Below are 18,561 nucleotides of genomic sequence, written 5' to 3'. Positions count from 1 at the left end.
AAGGACTGTCGCCAACAGTCCACCAATCTCTACGCTTTAGCCTCCATTTTTTCGAGCCCTTCCCACAGTACTTTCAGGTCAAAAAGAGCTGACTTTTCTGCTTTGTCAAAACGGAATATCCGAGTGAGCCCCCCGGCAAACGAGAAAGTGATAATTAGCGATTTTCGGTGGAAGAAAATTGAAAGGTTATTGAGTAAAGCATAAAGAGACTTATCCTGCAATACGAATATCAGCTGTTAACTATAGTCTTCGCATAGAAGTAGGAAATACCCTTTTCTTTGTCGTCATAGGTCAGCACCTGCTTATCCTGGTGAAAATCAAAATAACTCAAAAGACCGAAGTCGCCTGAACAACAGGCTGTGTGTGTCAACAGCATCGCCATGATCGTGAGTGTCCAAAGCTTGCCGGCAAGTAATATCAGCAGCAATAATGTGATAGAAATAACCATAAACGGAGCGAGTGCTACGATTTGAAATTCTTTCCGGTTGGCAACGAACTTGTCGGCAACGGCCATGAAATAAAACCGTTTCAGGTTCGCATCGTATGATGTCTTTGTTGCGCCCTGAGATTTATAAGCGAGCACATGGATATACTCATGCAAAGGGATCAGAGCGAATGCGAGCGCCAGCCCGTAGGAAAGGTGGGTGAGGCCGGCGTCCAATGAAAATGCGCCGCTGCCCACATTTTTCCCGCAATACCAGCCAACGCAAACTAACAGTGCCAGATTGCTTATGTTGAAAAAGAGGGAAGAGCGGGTTCTTTTTTTAAGATACATACGAACGAAAGGCACGATTTCCATATGGCCGAGGGTATCGAGCAACACGAAGTCGTTTTGACTTAATTGCTCAGGATCAAGTTTCATAGTTCGGAGGTAACGCTTTATTTTCAATTTCTGCTTTCAACATATCCAGCCAGTACCGCATATCATTACTAATGATCGGAATTCATTTTGGATTTTAAATAGCTTCACAGCCTGTTTTAACGGAGTAATTCGTTGATTTTCATTGTCTTGATTTTCATGCGCTCTTTTGCCTTTCAAAATTTGGTACTAAATCCCGTATTTATAATGCCCTTATAACCATAACCCAGCTCAGTAAATACACCCGACTTTTTTCCAAACCTGACTCCAATGACGGTCAGTTGCGTAGTGGGCCCGTAGTTGCGAGTCGATGTGGTATAGTTATCCAATGATGATCGCATCGTATAAAATCCAAGTCCAGCCATTGCGTAAAGTTTGAATCCAGTTTTTTTGACAAAGTATCCTGTCATTTCTCCGGCTATAGTTACGATCCTCGCATCATACCCGGTGAGATCTTTGAACCAGAACATACTCTTATCAACGTTGCCGTTGAAACCTGCCGTCGCACCAATGGCAATTCGACTGGATACAAAATATTTATAGCTACCAAACACCGCACCCCGACGAACCGTGAGATTTTTGTTCGCCAGGGCATCGAATCCAGAAAGTCCCAGCCACAAGGTAGACAGCGGATTTTCTTTCGGCATGACTGCGTAACTCGCTGTAATTTCACTCTCACCTTTTTCCTGAGCCAGGCACGGCAATGCCAGGAGAGCCATTAAAATAATGGTCAACGTATTTTTTTTCATGATGTAGTCGTTTTGGGTGAGTCACCTGATCGCCTCGAAGCAATACACATTCAATTCCGTGCTGGCGAAAATGCGTCCCTTTTTGCCGTTTTGGGCTGGAATACCTGTCACGAAACCATTATATATGGATCCGGTCCGATTCTCAACCTTCGCATCCAGGGGAGGCATATCCCATAGAAGTTTTCCGCTTTGCAGGTCGTAGGCTCTCAGGTTGTCGCCTCGGATACCATATATGATTCCATCCTGATGGTAGATGTCACTGTTTGTTGCTGTGGACCCTTTGGACCACAGCATGGCCCCATTAATAGCATTCATACAATAGAGAGTCCCGTCGCTCCCATTTATTATGAGGTTGTTATCTACTTTTATCAGATCCAATCCAATCATTTGTGCTGAGGTTAGTCTATACTGCCAGATTCGTTTCCCGGTCATAAGGTCAAAACACCCAACAGAATTGAACGATGTCATATAAACTTTATCGCTATCTATTATTGGCATGAGGCTAGGCGCCCCTCCATCTTCTTCAATGCTTAAAGAAGCCCTTTCATACACCCATTTCTTTTGAGTCAGATTGTAGAGTCCGAAGAAGCTGCGTGTATTATTGTACTTTGCCTCCGGACCAATCTCATCATAAGGAATTAGAAGCATCATTTCCGTTCCGGCCAGGAATGCCTTGTGCCGGTAGATGCTACCGATATAAGTTTCTTCGCCATTGTACGAAGTAAACTCGCTGCTGTATAAAGGCTTTATGATTTCTATAATCTTTTCAGAGTTCAAATCCCCCATATACATACTATCGTCTATTTTTTTTAGGCTGCCGGAAGCTGGTGGAATCCCGGAAATGAAATAGTTATTGCCAACATTCGTAGGCCCGTCTGAAGAAAAGAACCCCCTCTGACTTTTCCAGATTGTTTTTCCGGTTTGATAGTCTATACAGTAGTCAGAGAGCCGATCGTGCAAAAGCAATTTGCCATCATTTACAACAATGCTTCTGTGAAGTGTCCGTTCCAGTTGCTTATTGTAAAAGTCATCCCAGGTCCAGATATTTTCGCCAGTATCAGTATCTTTTAGTTGAAGGTAGAATTCGCCGTAGACGTTTGGATTGGGCGACTTTCGCATAGCTATACTGAGTACTCCTTTCCCATCGATCAGATACCCATGGAATAAACCGTAGGCCAAAGTCCCATCGGAGATACTTGATTTCCATAAAAAGGGTTTTTGTGTTACCACACCGTCCATGTCGGTTTTTGTAGTGACATTATCTCGGTCGCATGCCAGCAACCCAGATAATAGAAGTGGGAAAAGCTTAAAGGATTTCATTTCAATTATGAATTCTAAATACAGATGCATTATTCCCGCCATCAAAAAGCCAGTTCATCGTATCCTGTATCCTATTAAGCTTTTTAAGCTCACCATGGTTAATGTTGCCGAAAGCCTGTTGAGAAAATCCCTGCCAAGCTCCTCCCTGATTAGTGGCCGATGCCTGCGTTACAACGCCATCACTCGGTGTGTCATGATAAATGTAGTAAGCCGTAGGATAAGTGACTATACAATACGAGCGGCACTGGGTAGGATCGGGCTGCGTATCACAGTAGGTGTAATAATATTCTTCTGAGCAGGTATTTTCCCAGTAAGTTCCGTTGACGGTTTCAACCCAAGTGGCTCCGATTACTTGCTGCCAACCTGTGTTAGAGTCTGTATTGACCCAGTTTTTCCCTTCCTGCCATTTATTTTTCCGCATCTGATGAAAACCGTGAAGCGGTAAATTTATCCAGCTCGCTGCTTCTTCGCCATTTGCAATCAGGTTATATTGATCTGCAATTTGAGTTGCCTTGGTTACGCCGTGATCATCCGTTTTGTCGCCTTTGGCAAATGTGCCAACGGTCCGCCACAAGACAGGATACGACTCATTACCCCATATCAATATTTTGGGCACGGAAGCTGACACGCCCACTTTGCTGTTCTGATACGCGCTTCCTGGAGTGAGGTCTGTCGCCGTTTGTCCGGTAAGGCCAAAGCTTCCCATCAAAAGATCATTCACCTTACTCGCAACGGATTGAGAAAAAAGCTCACCGAGCAGCCCTGCGACAGGATCTAATTTAAGACCCAGACCGGCATATAGCGGAGGTGCTGAGCCTGCTCCCACGCCCGGGCCGGCCATCATACGGGTGATTCCGTTGTTGACAAAAGCTGCATTGGTTCCATTCACTCCAGAAGCAGCTACCTGAGCTCCTTTCAAAGGGGAGCCCAGCGTAACCACTCCGCTCCATTGATTGTTATTTTGAAGGGTTACGTGTCTAATTGCCGCCCCGCCCATGCTGTGACCAATACCAAGGCGGTTTGGCCCACCCGTAAGTGTCTTAACCATGATGGCCATAGACGTTATACCATCACCCGTAGGATAGCTGTTTCGGGATGGAAGTATTATCGGTCTGCTGTTTTGATAGAATGTGGCGACTTCTTCAAAAGAAGAGCTATTCCCGCCAAGCCCGTGTATCCAATCTACACCACGGCTTTGTGAAAGGCAGACAGATGAAATGCTTGTTACCAAGCAGAAAAGCAAGATATAGGCTACCAATGTTAGAGATGTCGGTTTCATAGTTAATTAAAGGAGGTTAAATGTTTACTTCTGTTTTCATTTGGCTATAAAACGTCTGCTTGATATGCCTGGTTTTTACTCCGTTTCTAGGATTTTCATCGAAGGTTTCAGACAATACCCTTTCAACCTGATTTCCTTTGTCTATTGGTGTGTAGAAGATTGTTGAGCGATAAAGCAGCTTACCTCCGTTTTTATCATAGAGTGCTTCTCCGACCAATCTTTTTTTCTTAAAGTCGTAGTACTGAACCGAGTACTTCGATAGGTTTTCGATACTTTCATTACTTTCTGCTGTAAATCGGGACAAATCATATTTTATCTTTGTGATTCCCCTGTCTTCCAGTATCTCGGCATTTTTCTCTTTTGCCAGTCCTAAAATGTGCGCTTCGTTAATAAGCGGATGTCCCATGATTTCATTAGCAATTTGTCCTTTATTGATCTCTGCCGATTTTGAGATTTCCTCCGCGAGGCGTGAGAATCTTGTCAATTTCAATTGTACTTTGCTGGTTTCATTTCCGTTGGTATCATAAAAATGAGCTACATCATTCTCTACCACTGCCCTGTACGAGATTACAGACTCAACCTTTTTTTTCTGTAACGAGGGAGGTAACAGTTCAAGCCTGGTAGGTTCCAGTTGTGTAGTTGTCATTTCATACCTTCCGTCTGCGAATAATTTAAATTTAACCTCCTGCCTATCCAGTCGAGGCTGTGCATCAATCTCAATGAAAGCTTTTTCTTTAGAGTCTTCCGGAATTCTGGAAAGGATCTGCGTCGCAGAAAATTCTTCAATTTCGTAACTCGACGTAAGCAGAGCGTCCGATGATAACCTGGCAGCGGCGGCCGTTCGTGAGGATGGCGTTTCCTGAACAAGATTCTTGTCGCAGGAAAATGTCACCAGGATGGAAGCGATCATTGAAACATACCCGATAACACATAGAACGGGCAAACAGATCTTTACGGAGGGGAATTGTGCATTTGTCATTCATGTCAATTTAGGTGTGATTATTCTTTTTGTACAATGCAAAGTAACTTAGGTGATATATTTTTATACCTTGCTCCACGACATTGATTTTAGTTGTCCCCAGACATAGATTTATCTTGTCCTACGACAAGAGATCCTTTACAAGTGGTAAGAAATAATAAGGAAGATACATCAAACGGTACGCACTATATGAAAGTCAATGAAAGCATGAAGCCTCTTCAAAGAATACTTGAAGCCTCTCAGTTTGTTTTATCGGAACAGGTAAAGGAGCGTCTCCGGGAGAATCTGAAAAGGTTTATGATCCCGAAAGGAAGGGTATTGGTAGATGTGGGACAGGTTAGCAAGTGTCTTTATTTTATTGAAAAAGGAGCAATGCGAACCTACTATCTGAGAGGTTCCGAGGACATTACATCGCTTCTTGTTTCGGAAGGAGACATTGTTTGCATTGCCGAAAGTTTTCTGTCACAAAAAATGTCAGATGATGTATTGGAAACGCTGGAAGACACAACAGGTTATTCCATTTCTTATGATGCCTATCGTACTCTTGTGAAGGAAGATGTTTACATGGCCGGTTTGGCTGTACAACTGCTTGAACAGCATCTGATTAGCTTCACCGACCGGGTAAAAGTATTTAAATATCTCTCCGTGGAAAAGAGAATAGCACATTACATCAGTCAGCCTTCATCACTTTTCCGGCGAATTCCTGATCATTACATTGCGACATACCTGGGCACAACTGCGGCCACTTTTAGCAGGTGCTTGAAAACAATCAATATGAAAGAAAACTTTGCTGCCCGTGTATGATTTTTGCGTTCCTGCTTGCCTCCCTTGAACCCGGCATGTTATCTTGTGATTGATGGACCATTTTGAGATGATAATCCGGGCAATGGTCTTTTTGTTCTGGCCGTCGACAGAAAGCCGTGAACTGTCGATGAAACAACAAAAAAAGGACTGTCGCCAACAGTCCTCCAATTCCTACACTTTGGCCCCCATCTTTTCGAAGCCTTCCCAAAGCAATTTCACATCGAAAAGCGCTGACTTTTCGGCCATATCAAACGGAATATCCGAATGATAAAGCGCCAGATCGTGGATCATTTTGAGCGAATGCGCCAGCTCCTTGCAGCCCTGACATTCGATGAGATACCAAAACTCGGCTTGTGATTGCGTCAGCGGGTCGCCGACATTTGATGCGTGACGTGCATCGGACGTTGTGTTGACTGGATTTTCGTTCGAGTCAGCACCTTCTCCATTCGGTAGAGTTTGCATTTGAAATGGATAAAAATGTGGAAAGAGAATGGAGAGGTCACCGCAAACTCTACCGAATGGAATTTTCGATCAGGTTTCGGGACTTGCACCCGTATGCCTCTCCAAGGCCATTTTGGCCTGATTTTTAGTAAAAATTCCATAAGTAATCTGTAAAGTTTGCGGGGCAAATATAGGGGAAAAATTGGATGGGTGATGCGGCAATGAATTAGCGAGGACCGGAGCTAGATCCCAAGATGATAATTCATTATTTTAGACATCGATAGTCACTTTCTATTTGAACTATGCCGCGAAACAACTCCAAGCCAGCCAATTCATTCAACTCCTCGGTACACTTACTTTCAGAATACGATTTTGATAGAGTTGCTAATCTAAACTTATTGGAGGAAAACGAACAATATCGTCTAATACGCGATCGACAAAATATGTATGACGAAAACGCTGTGGCAGTGTACTTCGGCCCTTCAAAAATTGGGTACCTTCAAAGGGATATTGCAGCAATAGCTTCTAAACTTATTGATAAAGGAGATGTACTTTCCGTGGCATATGTGAACGGCTATAAAAGCACTCACTACAATACTGAGCATGATAATGATCAAGGAGATGGATATTATCGCAAGTTACAAATTCGGATTACTAATGAATCTGGCTTGGCTCGTGCTCAGGGAACCGAGTTAGACGACACAATCAAAGTCAAATATCAACAGCTACATGACAATCCTACACTCAATAAAGCCAACAGCGCAACAGGATGCATCACTGTATTCATATTTCTGGTAATTTTACTTTTGATATTTAATGCAATCGTTAGCTAGGATTCACAGAATAGAAAAACGGGAGGATGGCAAATAAAACACAAAAAACTGTTAAATTCTTGACTGGGAATAAACAATTCATTTCCTCCATCAAACCTATGGTTTTTAGTGCTTTAAGGCCAATTACGTTTGCTTCTAAGCAGACAGATGCCCAAGTAGTGATTAAAGGATCTTACGTTAAGCCTTTTGTGATGCCCAACTTATTTTTAGAACAGGCAGAAGATATGGGCCATTTTTTGGATAAAAATCCACTTCCAAAGAGAGATTAGGCGGGACGCCAATTCTATTCGCCGCCACCTATATCAATTTCACGGGCTACACTCTATAAACCTAGTCGATGCAAAACTCTCGCCACTGGTGAGAGAATTAGATCGTAATGTCAGGATACATGAGTTCAGCTATGCCTGAAAGAAATCTTCTGAAAAGGTCAATACACATTTAGCCTCGTACCAAGCGAAACCCGTGGCCCAGTTGCAGAAGACTCCCCGGCGGTATACATTTCTATTGCATTACATTCAATCAAACTGACATTTAAATGAAAAAATACCTATTAACATCCATCATTTTTCTAGCATCGCTACACATCTCGTTCGGGCAAGGGATCGACAACTCTTATGCAAAAGCAGAGAAAGAGATCAATTCGGTTTATCAAAAAATCTTGCGAGAATATGCCACAGATAAGGAATTTATAAAGAACCTAAGAGCATCTCAACGCCTTTGGATTCAGTTTCGCGATGCTGAGGTAAAAGCCAAATACCCTGACCGGGAACCAGGGTATTATGGAAGCGTTCATTCTATGTGTCTTGCAAATTTGAAGGCAGAGCTTACCAATGAAAGAATTAAAACTTTGAAAGTCTGGCTGGTAGGTATAGAAGAAGGGGATGTATGCGCTGGCTCAGTCAAGCAAAAGCCGTAAAATGATAAACGCTACCGGCCTATAAAGTAACTCCCGCCTTCCCAGCAAAAGCCATCCCATTTTCAAAACCCAAACATCCCCCCGGAAACCGAAATCAACTCCCCGGTAATCCACGCCGCATCCTCAGAAGCCAAAAACACAGCCGCTTTCGCAATGTCCTCAGGCTGGCCCCGGCGGCCGAGCGGGGTATTGGCGACGAACATTTTTTCGTACTCGCTGCCAGGGGTGACGCCCGCGCTGGTTGCGCCTTCTGTTTCCGTGGCGCCCGGCAAAATGGAGTTGATACGGACGTTTTTTGCGCCCAGTTCTTTCGACAAAGAAATCGTGATGGCATCCAATGCGGCCTTCGTCGCAGAGTACAAAGAGACGCCCGCCATCGGCGATTTGCTTGCACCCGAACTGATGTTGATGATATTGCCGCCCTTATCGCCAAACAGTTTCAAAGCTGCCTGGATCGTCAGTACAGGACCCAAAACATTGACGTTGAAATGCTTGTGAAAAGCTTCTGCCGATGCCTGTTCAATAGGTAAAAATTGCTGAAAGACCGCGTTGTTTACCAAAATATCCAATGTACCGAAAGCCTTTCTTGTTTCTTCAAACAGCCTGGTTACATCGGCTTCTTTCGATACATCGGCCTGTACCGCAATGGCCGTGCCTCCATGGTCGGTGATGGTTTTCACCACTTTATCCGCCCCTTCTTTGCTCGAAGCATAATTGACAACCACTTTTGCGCCTTCATGGGCAAAGTGTTTTGCGATAGCCGCACCTATTCCTTTTGAAGCACCCGTTACGACGGCTACTTTGTTTTTTAACTTATCCATTATTAATTTCTTTAAGATTTGAAACTGTGGGCCATTTACCCACCAGGCAGGATCGCATCGAAATTTGCGATTGCGACTATTTGTTGAACTTAATCAAGTCCTGAAAGATGAGTTTACCCCAGGTATTTCCATGCGCCTGCACAAGCAATCCGCCTTCCGAAAGCCCACCAAGTTGGATCGGGGAGAAACCCAGTTTTTCCGCGAGTGCGGCAATCTCCGCTGCTGCGCCGTCGTCGTCGCTCGTCAGGAACACGACTCTCCGGCCACCATGCACAGCCGGGTCCTGGCCCAAAATGGCAGCGCCCAAATGGTTGAAGCCCTTCACCAGTTTTCCGCCCGTGAAGGCCCGCGCCACAAACCTGGCAGAAGGCAGTCCTCCGAGCTGTTCCGGGGGCACGCCGTAGGCATTGGTTACATCCACGATGGTCTTCCCTTGCCAGTTGGGCAGCGCCTTTGCGACATCCGGATGCGCTTCAAAACGCACCGCCAAGAAGATGATGTCTGCCTTAACGGCTTCCGTGAGTGTGGTGGGAATGATCCCGGGGCCGATCGCGGCCGCGTCGGATGCAAAGCTTTCGGGGTCGCGCGTGGTGGCAACGTATACCTCTATACGGTTGCGGGCAAATGCCCAGGCCAGTGCCTGGCCGATCTTGCCAAAGCCAATTATGGCGTAGCTTGCTTCTTTATTTTCTGATTGATTCATTTTGAGATTGTTTGTTGACACGGGTCTTGTAAACCTGCGCCGGAGTGAGATTCATTATTTAGACAAATAACTAAGTCCGCCATCCACAAGCAGTTCGGCGCCGAGCATGAACGATGAATCGTCGGAGGCCAGGAAAACGGCTGTTTTCCCAATGTCGGATGGTTGCCCTATCCTGCCGATCGGCATTACCTCTGCCCAGTATTTTTTGATAGCTTCCAGTTGTTCAATGGGGACGAACCTGTCAAACACGGGCGTGTCTGTCGTGCCGGGCGATATCACATTTGCCCTGATTTTTCTATGCAAAAGGTCATTTGAAAAGCCTTTTGCAAAATGGATCACAGCCGATTTGGCAGCACCATAGAGTGAAAATGAGGCATAAGCCCGGTGCGCTGCATTGGACCCGATCAGGATGATAGAACCACCATCATTCATATACGGCAATGCTTGATGGACAGTGAAATAGACACTTTTCAGGTTCAGGTCCATGATCCGGTCATAGTCGTCTTCGCTGGTATCGGCCACAGAACCAAATGCTGCTCCAGTAACCGCACCACCTGCATTGGCTACGATCACGTCTATTTTTCCAAACTTTTCGAACGTTTCCTTAAAGACCCTTTCCAGGTCGGTAAGGCTCGTTACATCTGCATTGATGCCAATGAAATTTCCACCCAGTTGAGCTACAGCACTATCCAAAGTTTCCTGCGATCTGCCTACAATTGCTCCCACAGCGCCTTCAGGTACGAACTCCCGGGCAATGCCCAATCCAATGCCGCTATTGCCGCCTGTAATGACGGCTACTTTATTTTCTAATTTGCTCATTTTCAGTTTCATTTAAATTTGTGTTGCAAAGGAACCATCAATAGTTTACTTTTGAAACTATAATAGTTTATTCTGGTTACCAACGGGTAACTACAAATTTTTCAGAATATGAAAGACGAAAGATTTTGCAATTCGAATTGCCCGTTTACGAGAGCTATCGGCACCATTGGTAATAAATGGAAGCCGATGATTATCAATGTACTAGGCACCCGTACCATGCGTTTTGGTCAGCTGGATGCCATCGTACCGCACATTTCAAGGAAAGTACTGACCGAGCAGCTGAAAGAGTTGGAAGAGGATGGCTTATTGGAGCGCCTGGCCTTCAAGGAACTACCGCCAAGGGTAGACTATAAGTTGTCGGAAAAGGGCTTGGCTTTTTTGCCGATTTTGGAGCATATTAAGGAGTGGAATTTGAAGTATGAGGTTGCTATGGTCCCCAAAGAGACTAGTTATAAGTATACTGCAAATGGATAAGGGAACATTTGCTGGCAATCAAGATGGTGATGCATGAGAGCCGACTTAATTCAACGCGACAGTCTCTGCTGAGCAATCTCAACTGCCTTATGCAGCTTTTCGCGAAGCAGCTTCTGGCAAGGCAGTGCAGTAAGGTAATCGGCTACCCTGATATTACTTCTATCGAGTTGCAACAACTCGACGTGTTCTTCATTTTTACCAGTACAGAGAATTAACCCGACGGGTGTATTTTCGCCCTCGACCTGTTCATATTTCTCAAGATATCGAAGATACAATTCCATCTGACCCTTGAAACCTGCCTCGAATTCGCCGAGTTTGAGATCAATGGCAACCAGGCATTTAAGTCGCCGGTGGTAGAAAAGCAGGTCAATGTAATAGTCGCGGTTGTCGATGGTAATCCTTTTCTGCCGCGCTAAAAAAGCGAAATCACTGCCCATTTCGGTAATGAACCGTTGCAACTCTACAATGATGCTCGTTTCCAGATCTCTTTCGGAATAAGTATCTGCGAGTCCCAAAAAATCGAGGAAATAAGGATCTCTGAAAACCAGGTCCGGACTTACCTTTTTCTCCTTTTTCAATAGTTCCAAATCATTGGCGATCGTTACTTCCGGCTTTTTGCTGATGGCTGTGCGTTCATAAAGCATGGATTGAACCCTTTCCCGAAAGGTTCTAAAACTCCAATGCTCCATTTTGCACATTTGGACATAGAATTCGCGTTTCAAAGGGTCGTCCATATATATGATGAGGCGCAAATGCGACCAGCTCAATTCTCTACACAGTGTGTAGATATTTTGGCTATCCGGAAAAACCTCTGCAACTCGGACGCAATGAAGTAACTGTTTTTCACTCCAACCTTTCCCATACTCAGTAGTAAGTTGTGCCGAAAGCGTCGCAATTACTTGCTTTCCATACTCAGCTCTGTTGAAATTCAGAATCTCCTGATTGATCCGTTTACCAATATTCCAGTACAGAAGGGTAATCTCCGCATTAACTGCGACAGCAACGTTTTGCCTGCTCTGCTCAATGAGATGCTTTATATCACTGGCAATAAGTGGTAAGTCTGAAAGTGGTGTGTTCATAAAGGTCAAACTAACTTATTTGCCCTGTATTTTACAAGCGACTTCTCTAGCCTCATTTTGCTACCTACTTCGCCAACTGCAAAATCCGCAATGTTCTTAATCCGATTTCTTTCCAAAAATGCATCAATCGTCTCAAAATGCTCGATCACACGCTTGTCTTTAAACTCAAAACCTTTTGAGATAAACCTTGTAAAAAATCACGATCGTGAGAAACAGCTGGCATCGTTCGGTAGTTTACTTATAAAACCCCAGCGCCTCCTGCAATTGCTCAACCATCCGCTTCCTGAGTATTCTTGGTCGGAGCACGTGGATTCTTGCGCCGAAACCCAATAATTCTCTTTCGAGCTCAAAATTCAATACAACTCTGATACTGAATATTTTGCCATCCGCGTCTTCGCTCAACACTTTTTGTGTGGCGTGAAGTGGTTTTGTGATCATATAGGGCGCGTCTTCATGCTTCATTCTGAAAATCACTTCGCAATCCGGCTGCCCGGGAGTTTTGGTCACTCCGATCGTATCTGAATAGTAAGACGCGAGGTCGATTTTTTCATTCTCGCGGTATATCTCTTCTTTATCTTCCGAGACGGACACCAATCGATCAAGAGCGAGCGTCAAAAGCGGTGCATTTCGCTGATGTGATTGCCCGAGAACAAACCAGCGGTTTCGGTATTCTTTTAGCAGATACGGACTGAAACAGAATGTGTTCGCCTGCCTTGCTTTGAAGGATTGGTAGGTAATACAAAGGGGTGTTTTTGAGACAATCGCTTTCCGTATCCCCTCAATAAATTCCAGACCTTTCAGATGATCATTCTTTTCGAAATCAACAACCGGCGGACTGTGCGTTTTCTGCGCGTGAATTTTGTCTTCGAGCTTACTGACCATTTCTGTCAGGTCGGCAAAATGACTGAAACCTTTGAATTGTTTGAGTAACGCAGAAACCTCACCCAGCACCTTCATATCCTGATGGCTTAGCGGAATGTTGGTAATGCTGTAATTTTTGTCTGAATAGGCGTAGTACTTTTTATCGACAACGATAATAGGCGCCTCGTAACCCAGTTTGTCGCTGCGCATCATTTCAATATCTGCCTGCACAGAGCGACGGCTCACGCCTTTATCAATCCCCTCAAATTCATAAAGCGCATTGGAGCAAGCCTCTATCAAATCATCCAGTGTCCATTTGCGGTGGCGGTTTTGCAGACAATTGTCGATGGTCCGGTAGCGGATCAATGCATTGCGGTTGACAGGCATAAATGAATCTTTTCGAAAAAATACCAAAAAATTTTCAACTACGCAAAAAGACTGCGCAGTTGGCGTTTTGCTTTGTCATGTCAAACAAGATAAATGTCATGGAAAAAGTAAAGATTACGAACGGAGAGCTTGGTGCACTTGGGATCAACGACCTTGAAATGCTGGTTGCTTTCAGCAGGATTGCAAACGGACTTTTGCAAAATGAGGTGATGGACAAAGAAACCATTATGGCTAATCTGGAAGCCCTGATCGAAGATCCAACACCTTATGCGTTGAAACGTAACGGCAAATTCAAAAACATTGCAGACAAGGTGATCGAACTCCGCAAAGAAGGGAAGTTTATCAAGCAGGCAAGATCCGTTCAGCAATTGAAAAAGGAGCTGATGAGTTTTCCAGTCTTTGGCCCGGAGCATATCGAAGTGGGCGCATTGGCACAAATGAAAACAGCCATTCAACTGCCGATTTCGGTTGCGGGTGCTTTAATGCCTGACGCACATCAGGGTTACGGTTTGCCGATCGGTGGAGTTCTGGCAACCAATGCGGATACGATCATTCCCTACGCGGTTGGCGTGGATATCGCTTGCCGCATGTGTCTGAGCATTTTCGATTTGCCTGCAACATTGGTGGATACTGAAAAGGATAAATTAAAAACATTGCTGCTCGATCATACGCATTTCGGAATGGGGAGCAAAACCAAAGTGCATTTCGATACAAGTCTGTTCGACCGTCCAGAGTGGGATGCTGTCAAAACGGTTAGAACACTGAAAGACAAAGCCTATGCGCAGTTGGGGACCTCGGGAACGGGTAACCATTTTGTCGAGTGGGGTGAGCTGACTATTTCTGAAAATGCATTGGAAGGAATACCGGCCGGAAATTACCTGGCACTCCTATCGCATTCAGGGTCAAGAGGATTTGGCGGAAACATTGCAAATACCTATTCTGAAATCGCCATGCAAAAAACGCAGCTTCCCAAAGAGGCAAAACATTTGGCGTGGCTGGATATGAATACCGATGAGGGACAGGAATATTGGTTAGCCATGAACCTGGCGGGGGATTATGCATCTGCAAATCACCATGAAATTCATAACAAAATTGCCCGTGCCCTGAACATTCAACCTGCGATGCGGATCGAGAACCACCACAATTTCGCGTGGAAGGAAAAACTTTCTGACGGAACCGACGTGATGGTGCACCGCAAAGGCGCAACGCCAGCGGGAAAAGGTGTTCTGGGAATTATTCCCGGATCCATGAGTACACCCGGTTTTGTGGTGAAGGGAAAAGGAGATGAATCATCGATCAATTCTGCCTCGCATGGTGCAGGAAGGTTAATGAGCCGAAGCGCAGCTTTTAAAACGATTAACAAAGCAGACGTTGCGCAGAACCTGATCGATAAAAAGATTACGCTGATTGGCTCAGGTCTGGACGAAGCGCCGATGGTTTACAAGGATATCCATGCGGTAATGGCGGCGCAAACGGATCTTGTGGAAGTACTTGCGAAGTTCCAGCCAAGAATTGTGAGAATGGCGGATCCGAAAGAGAAAGCAGAAGATTGAAAATAAATTGAAAATATTTCCCACTGCGCAGAAAGACTGCGCAGTGGCCATGGAAATTTGAAACAACAAATCAGGAAAGGAGGTTACCATGAAATTTAACAGCAATGCAAGCAATGCCCCGGTGGCGCTCAATTACGAGGACGCAAAATCCTTCATATTAAATCCTGCCATGCAGCTTTATACAGCTGTGGTAACCTGGTCGCTCGACGATTCTTTTTATGAGAAAAACAGTGATCGTCTGATGCGTGTCAGAACCTTGATCGCGCAAAACGATCCCTTATTTGTGGCCAAATTGGCGGTATATGCAAGGACTAAAATGTACATGCGTTCGGTTCCGCTGGTACTTGTAACCGAATTGGCAAAGATCCATTCAGGCGATGATCTGATTGCAAAGCTGACTGAAAAGGTGGTGAACCGGGCAGACGAAATCACCGAGCTGCTGGCTTGTTACCAGCTTTTGAATGAACGTAAAGGTTTGAAAAAGCTGGACCGCTTATCCAAGCAATTACAAAAGGGATTGTCGGCTGCATTCAACAAGTTTGACGAATATCAGTTTGCCAAATACAACCGCAGCTCGGAGATCAAATTGCGTGACGCCTTATTTGTCGTCCACCCAAAACCGAAAAGTGAAGCACAGCAGCTCTTATTTAACAAAATCGCAAACAATACGCTGGATACGCCTTTCACCTGGGAAACTGAATTATCAGCATTAGGCCAAAATGTGTTTGAAAACGAGCAGACCAGGGCAATCGCTTTTAAGAACAAATGGGAAGAGCTGATCGACAGCGAAAAACTGGGATACATGGCTTTGCTGCGCAATTTGCGAAACATAGCCGAATCGGGCGTTTCCTATCAGCATGTGAAGAAAGTATGCGAGACATTGTCTTCGCCTGAAAAAGTAGCGAAAGCGAAGCAGTTTCCTTTTCGTTACCTGGCCGCCTATCGCGAACTGGTAAACGTTGGTGTGAAAGCCAACGCATCGGGCGTGGTGGAAAAGTTAAAAACATTGCTTTCCGGAGACTACGGCTTTACCGGCGAATTACTCACAGCGCTTGAAAAGGCGGCTATCCAAAGTGCGGCCTCCATTGCGGGGTTTGATGAAAATACGAAAGTGCTGCTCGCCTGTGATGTTTCCGGTTCTATGCAAAAACCGGTGTCGGCCAAGTCGAAGGTTCAGCTGTTTGATATTGGCTTAATGCTGGCCATGCTTTTACAATCCCGTTGTAAAAATGTGCGCGTCGGTATGTTTGGCGACAAGTGGAAAACCATCCATGTCCCGAAGAACAATGTGTTGGCTAACGTGCAGGAATTTTACCGTCGCGAAGGCGAAGTGGGTTATGCGACAAACGGTTTCTTAGTGATCAAAGATCTTTTGGATAAAAGAATAGTGATGGATAAAGTAATGCTGTTTACGGACTGTCAACTATGGAATAGTACCGGCAGCACAGATCATATCCATTCGCTTTGGGTGCAGTACAAGCGTACCGTGGCGACCCAGGCCAAGCTTTATCTTTTTGATCTGGCAGGTTATGGACAGGTACCGCTGAGGATTATTCAGGACGACGTTTACCTGATCGCAGGATGGAGCGACAAAATATTCTCTGTTCTGGACGCACTTGAAAACGGAAAACAGTCTCTGGATGAAATAAATAGCATACCATTATAATATGGAATGGCGGATCGGATTTTCGTCCGCCGGTTCACCGTTTTGAAGAAAAAGTAAGGATGCCGTAGAAACGGGTTACTTCGCGCCACTTAGGGGGAGGGCATTGTGCTGCAAAGCGTGATGGAGGTTCGAGTCCTCAGGCGATCCCCCGTCTCGTTTCGTTTTTTGCTCCTTATTGAAAGAAAAAAGAAAGTGTCGTAAATGTGTGTTACTTCGCGTCACCGACGGTGCGACGATTCGCTTCAAATCCGGCCTATTGCCTCGGCAATGGTAGCTCAGTGGGTAGAGCAGGACACCGCAAGGTGTATGTCACACATTGATTTTAACCCTTCTTCCAATATTTGAAAGATGCCGTACAAATGTGATACTTCGTCTGGTGAAACCGTGAAAACGGTCAGGTTCGACTCCTGAAACACAATTGGCTTTTGCTCTTTCAATTTAAAATAGTCGATTGATGGTTATTTTCACTAGGATAATCGGAAAAATTCCGATTATCCTAGTAAATTTATACATGGATTTATTGCAAAGCATACGAAATCTTTCCAGCCAGCCACTGACTCATCAGTTGCTAAGTTCACTTTTGAAAGACTACAAGCGTCCCAATGACAAAATCCATGAGCTAATCGCTGCTGGTATTATTGAACCGGTAAAAAAGGGATTGTACTTGCCATCCCCGCAACTTTCAGATACGCGCGCAGAGCCATTTCTTCTCGCGAATCACATTTTAGGACCGAGCTACGTATCATTTGACAGCGCATTGGCCTATCACGGTTTGATACCCGAGCGGGTGTTCGAAGTGTCCTCGGCGACTACAAAAGCATCTCGCGGGTTTGATACGGCCACCGGTACATTCAGCTTTATACGAATGCCATTACCCTATTATAGCTTTGGAATTCAACGGATTGAGATTGGAAAAGACCAGAATGCACTTATTGCTTCACCAGAGAAAGCTTTGTTTGATAAGATTATTAGCACGGCAGGCTTAAAACTGCGCAGCAAAATCGCAGCCGGTGCATACCTGATTGAAAATCTGCGAATGGATGAAGATCAGTTGAAACAGCTGGACGTGCAGACTATGGAAACCTGGTTGGCAGATTCGCCGAAACGTGAGAGCTTGACGCAGGTCATTAAACTCATCAACGAATTATGATTAAAGAATGGCTGGCAAGTTACAATCCTGCTAACAAGGATGATGCGACTCAGGCGCTACGGGAAATCATGCAGGAAGTAGCATTGGCCGGACTCTATCGTAAAGGCTTCTTTGAAAAAGCTGCGTTTTACGGTGGCACTGCACTTCGCATCTTTTATGGACTGGATCGTTTTTCAGAAGATCTCGATTTCTCGTTGCTCAAAGCAGATCCCGATTTTTCAATCAACACCTATCTGCCCGCGATCGTCGATGAATTCGAAGCACTGGGAATGCATGTGTCGATTAAGGAAAAGAAAAAAGCAGTTAAAACGAACATTGATTCGGCATTCCTGAAATCGGAAACAATCTGGCGGGAGCTGGTTTTAGAAGGTGTGGTACCGCAGCAAGGACTCGGACAAACGGCCAGCATTAAGATCAAACTGGAAGTCGATACCATGACGCCTCCTGGATTTGATACCGAAGAAAAGCTGCTACTTCAACCATTTTCATTTTATGTGAAGTGTTTTAGCATTTCCGACCTTTTCGCGGGCAAAATGCATACGCTGCTTTTCAGGAAATGGAAAGATAATGTGAAGGGGCGCGACTGGTATGATATGGAATGGTATATCCGCAAAGGCATTGCATTGAACCTCAAATACTTCGCGTTGCGCGCGAAAGACAGCGGAGATTGGGATCAGGAAGATATCAGCGAAGCGGAGTTCCGGGAGCTGCTGAGTGCTAAAATAGAAGCGGTGAACTTTCAGCGGATCAAGGATGACATTCGGCGATTTATACCGAATGCCAGTGTTTTAGATATCTGGAGCTCACAGTATTTTCATGATTTGTCGGTGAAATTGAAAGTCATCCCTTGAAGCGACTATTTACTTCG

20 protein-coding genes are annotated in these 18,561 nt (G+C 44.9%); 9 read left to right on the top strand and 11 right to left on the bottom strand.

Annotation, left to right across the window (positions count from 1 at the left end):
- Window positions 1–229 precede the first annotated feature (229 nt).
- The 5 genes from AC1XUF_RS14955 to AC1XUF_RS14935 all read right to left on the bottom strand — a co-directional run bounded on the left by AC1XUF_RS14955 (window position 230) and on the right by AC1XUF_RS14935 (window position 5,186).
- Window positions 230–862, bottom strand: a complete 633-nt coding sequence (locus tag AC1XUF_RS14955) for a DUF3267 domain-containing protein (RefSeq protein ID WP_483342605.1) — start codon at window positions 860–862, stop codon at window positions 230–232.
- Window positions 863–1,035: 173 nt separating this feature from the next.
- Window positions 1,036–1,608: a hypothetical protein gene (locus AC1XUF_RS14950; RefSeq protein WP_483342604.1), complete on the bottom strand. Its 573-nt coding sequence runs from the start codon at window positions 1,606–1,608 to the stop codon at window positions 1,036–1,038.
- A 21-nt stretch (window positions 1,609–1,629) separates the two neighbouring features.
- Window positions 1,630–2,928 carry an outer membrane protein assembly factor BamB family protein gene (locus AC1XUF_RS14945; protein WP_483342603.1) on the bottom strand — a complete coding sequence of 433 codons (1,299 nt, stop codon included), beginning with the start codon at window positions 2,926–2,928 and terminating at the stop codon, window positions 1,630–1,632.
- A gap of 1 nt (window position 2,929) precedes the next feature.
- Window positions 2,930–4,207, bottom strand: a complete 1,278-nt coding sequence (locus AC1XUF_RS14940) for an alpha/beta fold hydrolase (protein WP_483342602.1) — start codon at window positions 4,205–4,207, stop codon at window positions 2,930–2,932.
- 16 nt (window positions 4,208–4,223) lie between these two features.
- Window positions 4,224–5,186 (bottom strand): hypothetical protein, encoded by a 963-nt coding sequence (locus tag AC1XUF_RS14935; RefSeq protein ID WP_483342601.1) that lies wholly within the window; start codon window positions 5,184–5,186, stop codon window positions 4,224–4,226.
- A gap of 189 nt (window positions 5,187–5,375) precedes the next feature.
- Here AC1XUF_RS14935 and AC1XUF_RS14930 point away from each other — a divergent pair, with 189 nt between their 5' ends.
- On the top strand, window positions 5,376–5,990 hold the full coding sequence (locus AC1XUF_RS14930) for a Crp/Fnr family transcriptional regulator (protein WP_483342600.1): 615 nt from the start codon (window positions 5,376–5,378) through the stop codon (window positions 5,988–5,990).
- A gap of 171 nt (window positions 5,991–6,161) precedes the next feature.
- On the opposite strand, the gene AC1XUF_RS14925 is transcribed toward AC1XUF_RS14930, so the two are convergent.
- Window positions 6,162–6,452, bottom strand: coding sequence for a hypothetical protein (locus AC1XUF_RS14925; RefSeq protein WP_483342599.1), 291 nt, complete (start codon window positions 6,450–6,452; stop codon window positions 6,162–6,164).
- Between the two features lie 281 nt (window positions 6,453–6,733).
- Here AC1XUF_RS14925 and AC1XUF_RS14920 point away from each other — a divergent pair, with 281 nt between their 5' ends.
- The 3 genes from AC1XUF_RS14920 to AC1XUF_RS14910 all read left to right on the top strand — a co-directional run bounded on the left by AC1XUF_RS14920 (window position 6,734) and on the right by AC1XUF_RS14910 (window position 8,180).
- On the top strand, window positions 6,734–7,264 hold the full coding sequence (locus AC1XUF_RS14920) for an HIRAN domain-containing protein (protein ID WP_483342598.1): 531 nt from the start codon (window positions 6,734–6,736) through the stop codon (window positions 7,262–7,264).
- Between the two features lie 26 nt (window positions 7,265–7,290).
- Window positions 7,291–7,533 (top strand): hypothetical protein, encoded by a 243-nt coding sequence (locus tag AC1XUF_RS14915; protein ID WP_483342597.1) that lies wholly within the window; start codon window positions 7,291–7,293, stop codon window positions 7,531–7,533.
- A gap of 266 nt (window positions 7,534–7,799) precedes the next feature.
- Window positions 7,800–8,180, top strand: coding sequence for a lysozyme inhibitor LprI family protein (locus AC1XUF_RS14910; RefSeq protein ID WP_483342596.1), 381 nt, complete (start codon window positions 7,800–7,802; stop codon window positions 8,178–8,180).
- Window positions 8,181–8,242: 62 nt separating this feature from the next.
- Here AC1XUF_RS14910 and AC1XUF_RS14905 read toward each other — a convergent pair whose 3' ends face one another.
- The 3 genes from AC1XUF_RS14905 to AC1XUF_RS14895 all read right to left on the bottom strand — a co-directional run bounded on the left by AC1XUF_RS14905 (window position 8,243) and on the right by AC1XUF_RS14895 (window position 10,523).
- Complete coding sequence (locus AC1XUF_RS14905) at window positions 8,243–9,001, bottom strand: SDR family NAD(P)-dependent oxidoreductase (RefSeq protein ID WP_483342595.1); 759 nt, start codon at window positions 8,999–9,001, stop codon at window positions 8,243–8,245.
- Between the two features lie 76 nt (window positions 9,002–9,077).
- Window positions 9,078–9,704: an NADPH-dependent F420 reductase gene (locus AC1XUF_RS14900; protein WP_483342594.1), complete on the bottom strand. Its 627-nt coding sequence runs from the start codon at window positions 9,702–9,704 to the stop codon at window positions 9,078–9,080.
- A 54-nt stretch (window positions 9,705–9,758) separates the two neighbouring features.
- Window positions 9,759–10,523: an SDR family NAD(P)-dependent oxidoreductase gene (locus tag AC1XUF_RS14895; RefSeq protein WP_483342593.1), complete on the bottom strand. Its 765-nt coding sequence runs from the start codon at window positions 10,521–10,523 to the stop codon at window positions 9,759–9,761.
- Window positions 10,524–10,631: 108 nt separating this feature from the next.
- On the opposite strand from AC1XUF_RS14895, the gene AC1XUF_RS14890 reads away from it, so the two are divergent.
- Window positions 10,632–10,997: a winged helix-turn-helix transcriptional regulator gene (locus AC1XUF_RS14890; protein WP_483342592.1), complete on the top strand. Its 366-nt coding sequence runs from the start codon at window positions 10,632–10,634 to the stop codon at window positions 10,995–10,997.
- 50 nt (window positions 10,998–11,047) lie between these two features.
- Here AC1XUF_RS14890 and AC1XUF_RS14885 read toward each other — a convergent pair whose 3' ends face one another.
- Together AC1XUF_RS14885 and AC1XUF_RS14880 are read right to left on the bottom strand one after the other, a co-directional pair.
- Complete coding sequence (locus AC1XUF_RS14885) at window positions 11,048–12,076, bottom strand: PDDEXK nuclease domain-containing protein (protein ID WP_483342591.1); 1,029 nt, start codon at window positions 12,074–12,076, stop codon at window positions 11,048–11,050.
- Window positions 12,077–12,310: 234 nt separating this feature from the next.
- Window positions 12,311–13,324, bottom strand: a complete 1,014-nt coding sequence (locus AC1XUF_RS14880) for a helix-turn-helix transcriptional regulator (protein WP_483342590.1) — start codon at window positions 13,322–13,324, stop codon at window positions 12,311–12,313.
- A gap of 98 nt (window positions 13,325–13,422) precedes the next feature.
- Between AC1XUF_RS14880 and AC1XUF_RS14875 the strand changes: the two genes are divergently transcribed.
- The 4 genes from AC1XUF_RS14875 to AC1XUF_RS14860 all read left to right on the top strand — a co-directional run bounded on the left by AC1XUF_RS14875 (window position 13,423) and on the right by AC1XUF_RS14860 (window position 18,544).
- Window positions 13,423–14,877, top strand: coding sequence for an RtcB family protein (locus AC1XUF_RS14875; protein ID WP_483342589.1), 1,455 nt, complete (start codon window positions 13,423–13,425; stop codon window positions 14,875–14,877).
- A gap of 88 nt (window positions 14,878–14,965) precedes the next feature.
- Window positions 14,966–16,543, top strand: coding sequence for a TROVE domain-containing protein (locus AC1XUF_RS14870; protein WP_483342588.1), 1,578 nt, complete (start codon window positions 14,966–14,968; stop codon window positions 16,541–16,543).
- A gap of 511 nt (window positions 16,544–17,054) precedes the next feature.
- Window positions 17,055–17,693, top strand: coding sequence for a type IV toxin-antitoxin system AbiEi family antitoxin domain-containing protein (locus AC1XUF_RS14865; protein WP_483342587.1), 639 nt, complete (start codon window positions 17,055–17,057; stop codon window positions 17,691–17,693).
- The gene (locus tag AC1XUF_RS14860) at window positions 17,690–18,544 is read left to right on the top strand and encodes a nucleotidyl transferase AbiEii/AbiGii toxin family protein (RefSeq protein ID WP_483342586.1); all 855 of its coding nucleotides are present in this window, start codon (window positions 17,690–17,692) and stop codon (window positions 18,542–18,544) included. The genes AC1XUF_RS14865 and AC1XUF_RS14860 overlap by 4 nt, the downstream gene beginning before the upstream one ends.
- Window positions 18,545–18,561 lie beyond the last annotated feature (17 nt).

It is taken from the genome of Dyadobacter sp. HNCC25DJ185, assembly GCF_056895195.1.
This window is presented reverse-complemented; position numbering and strand designations above follow the sequence as displayed.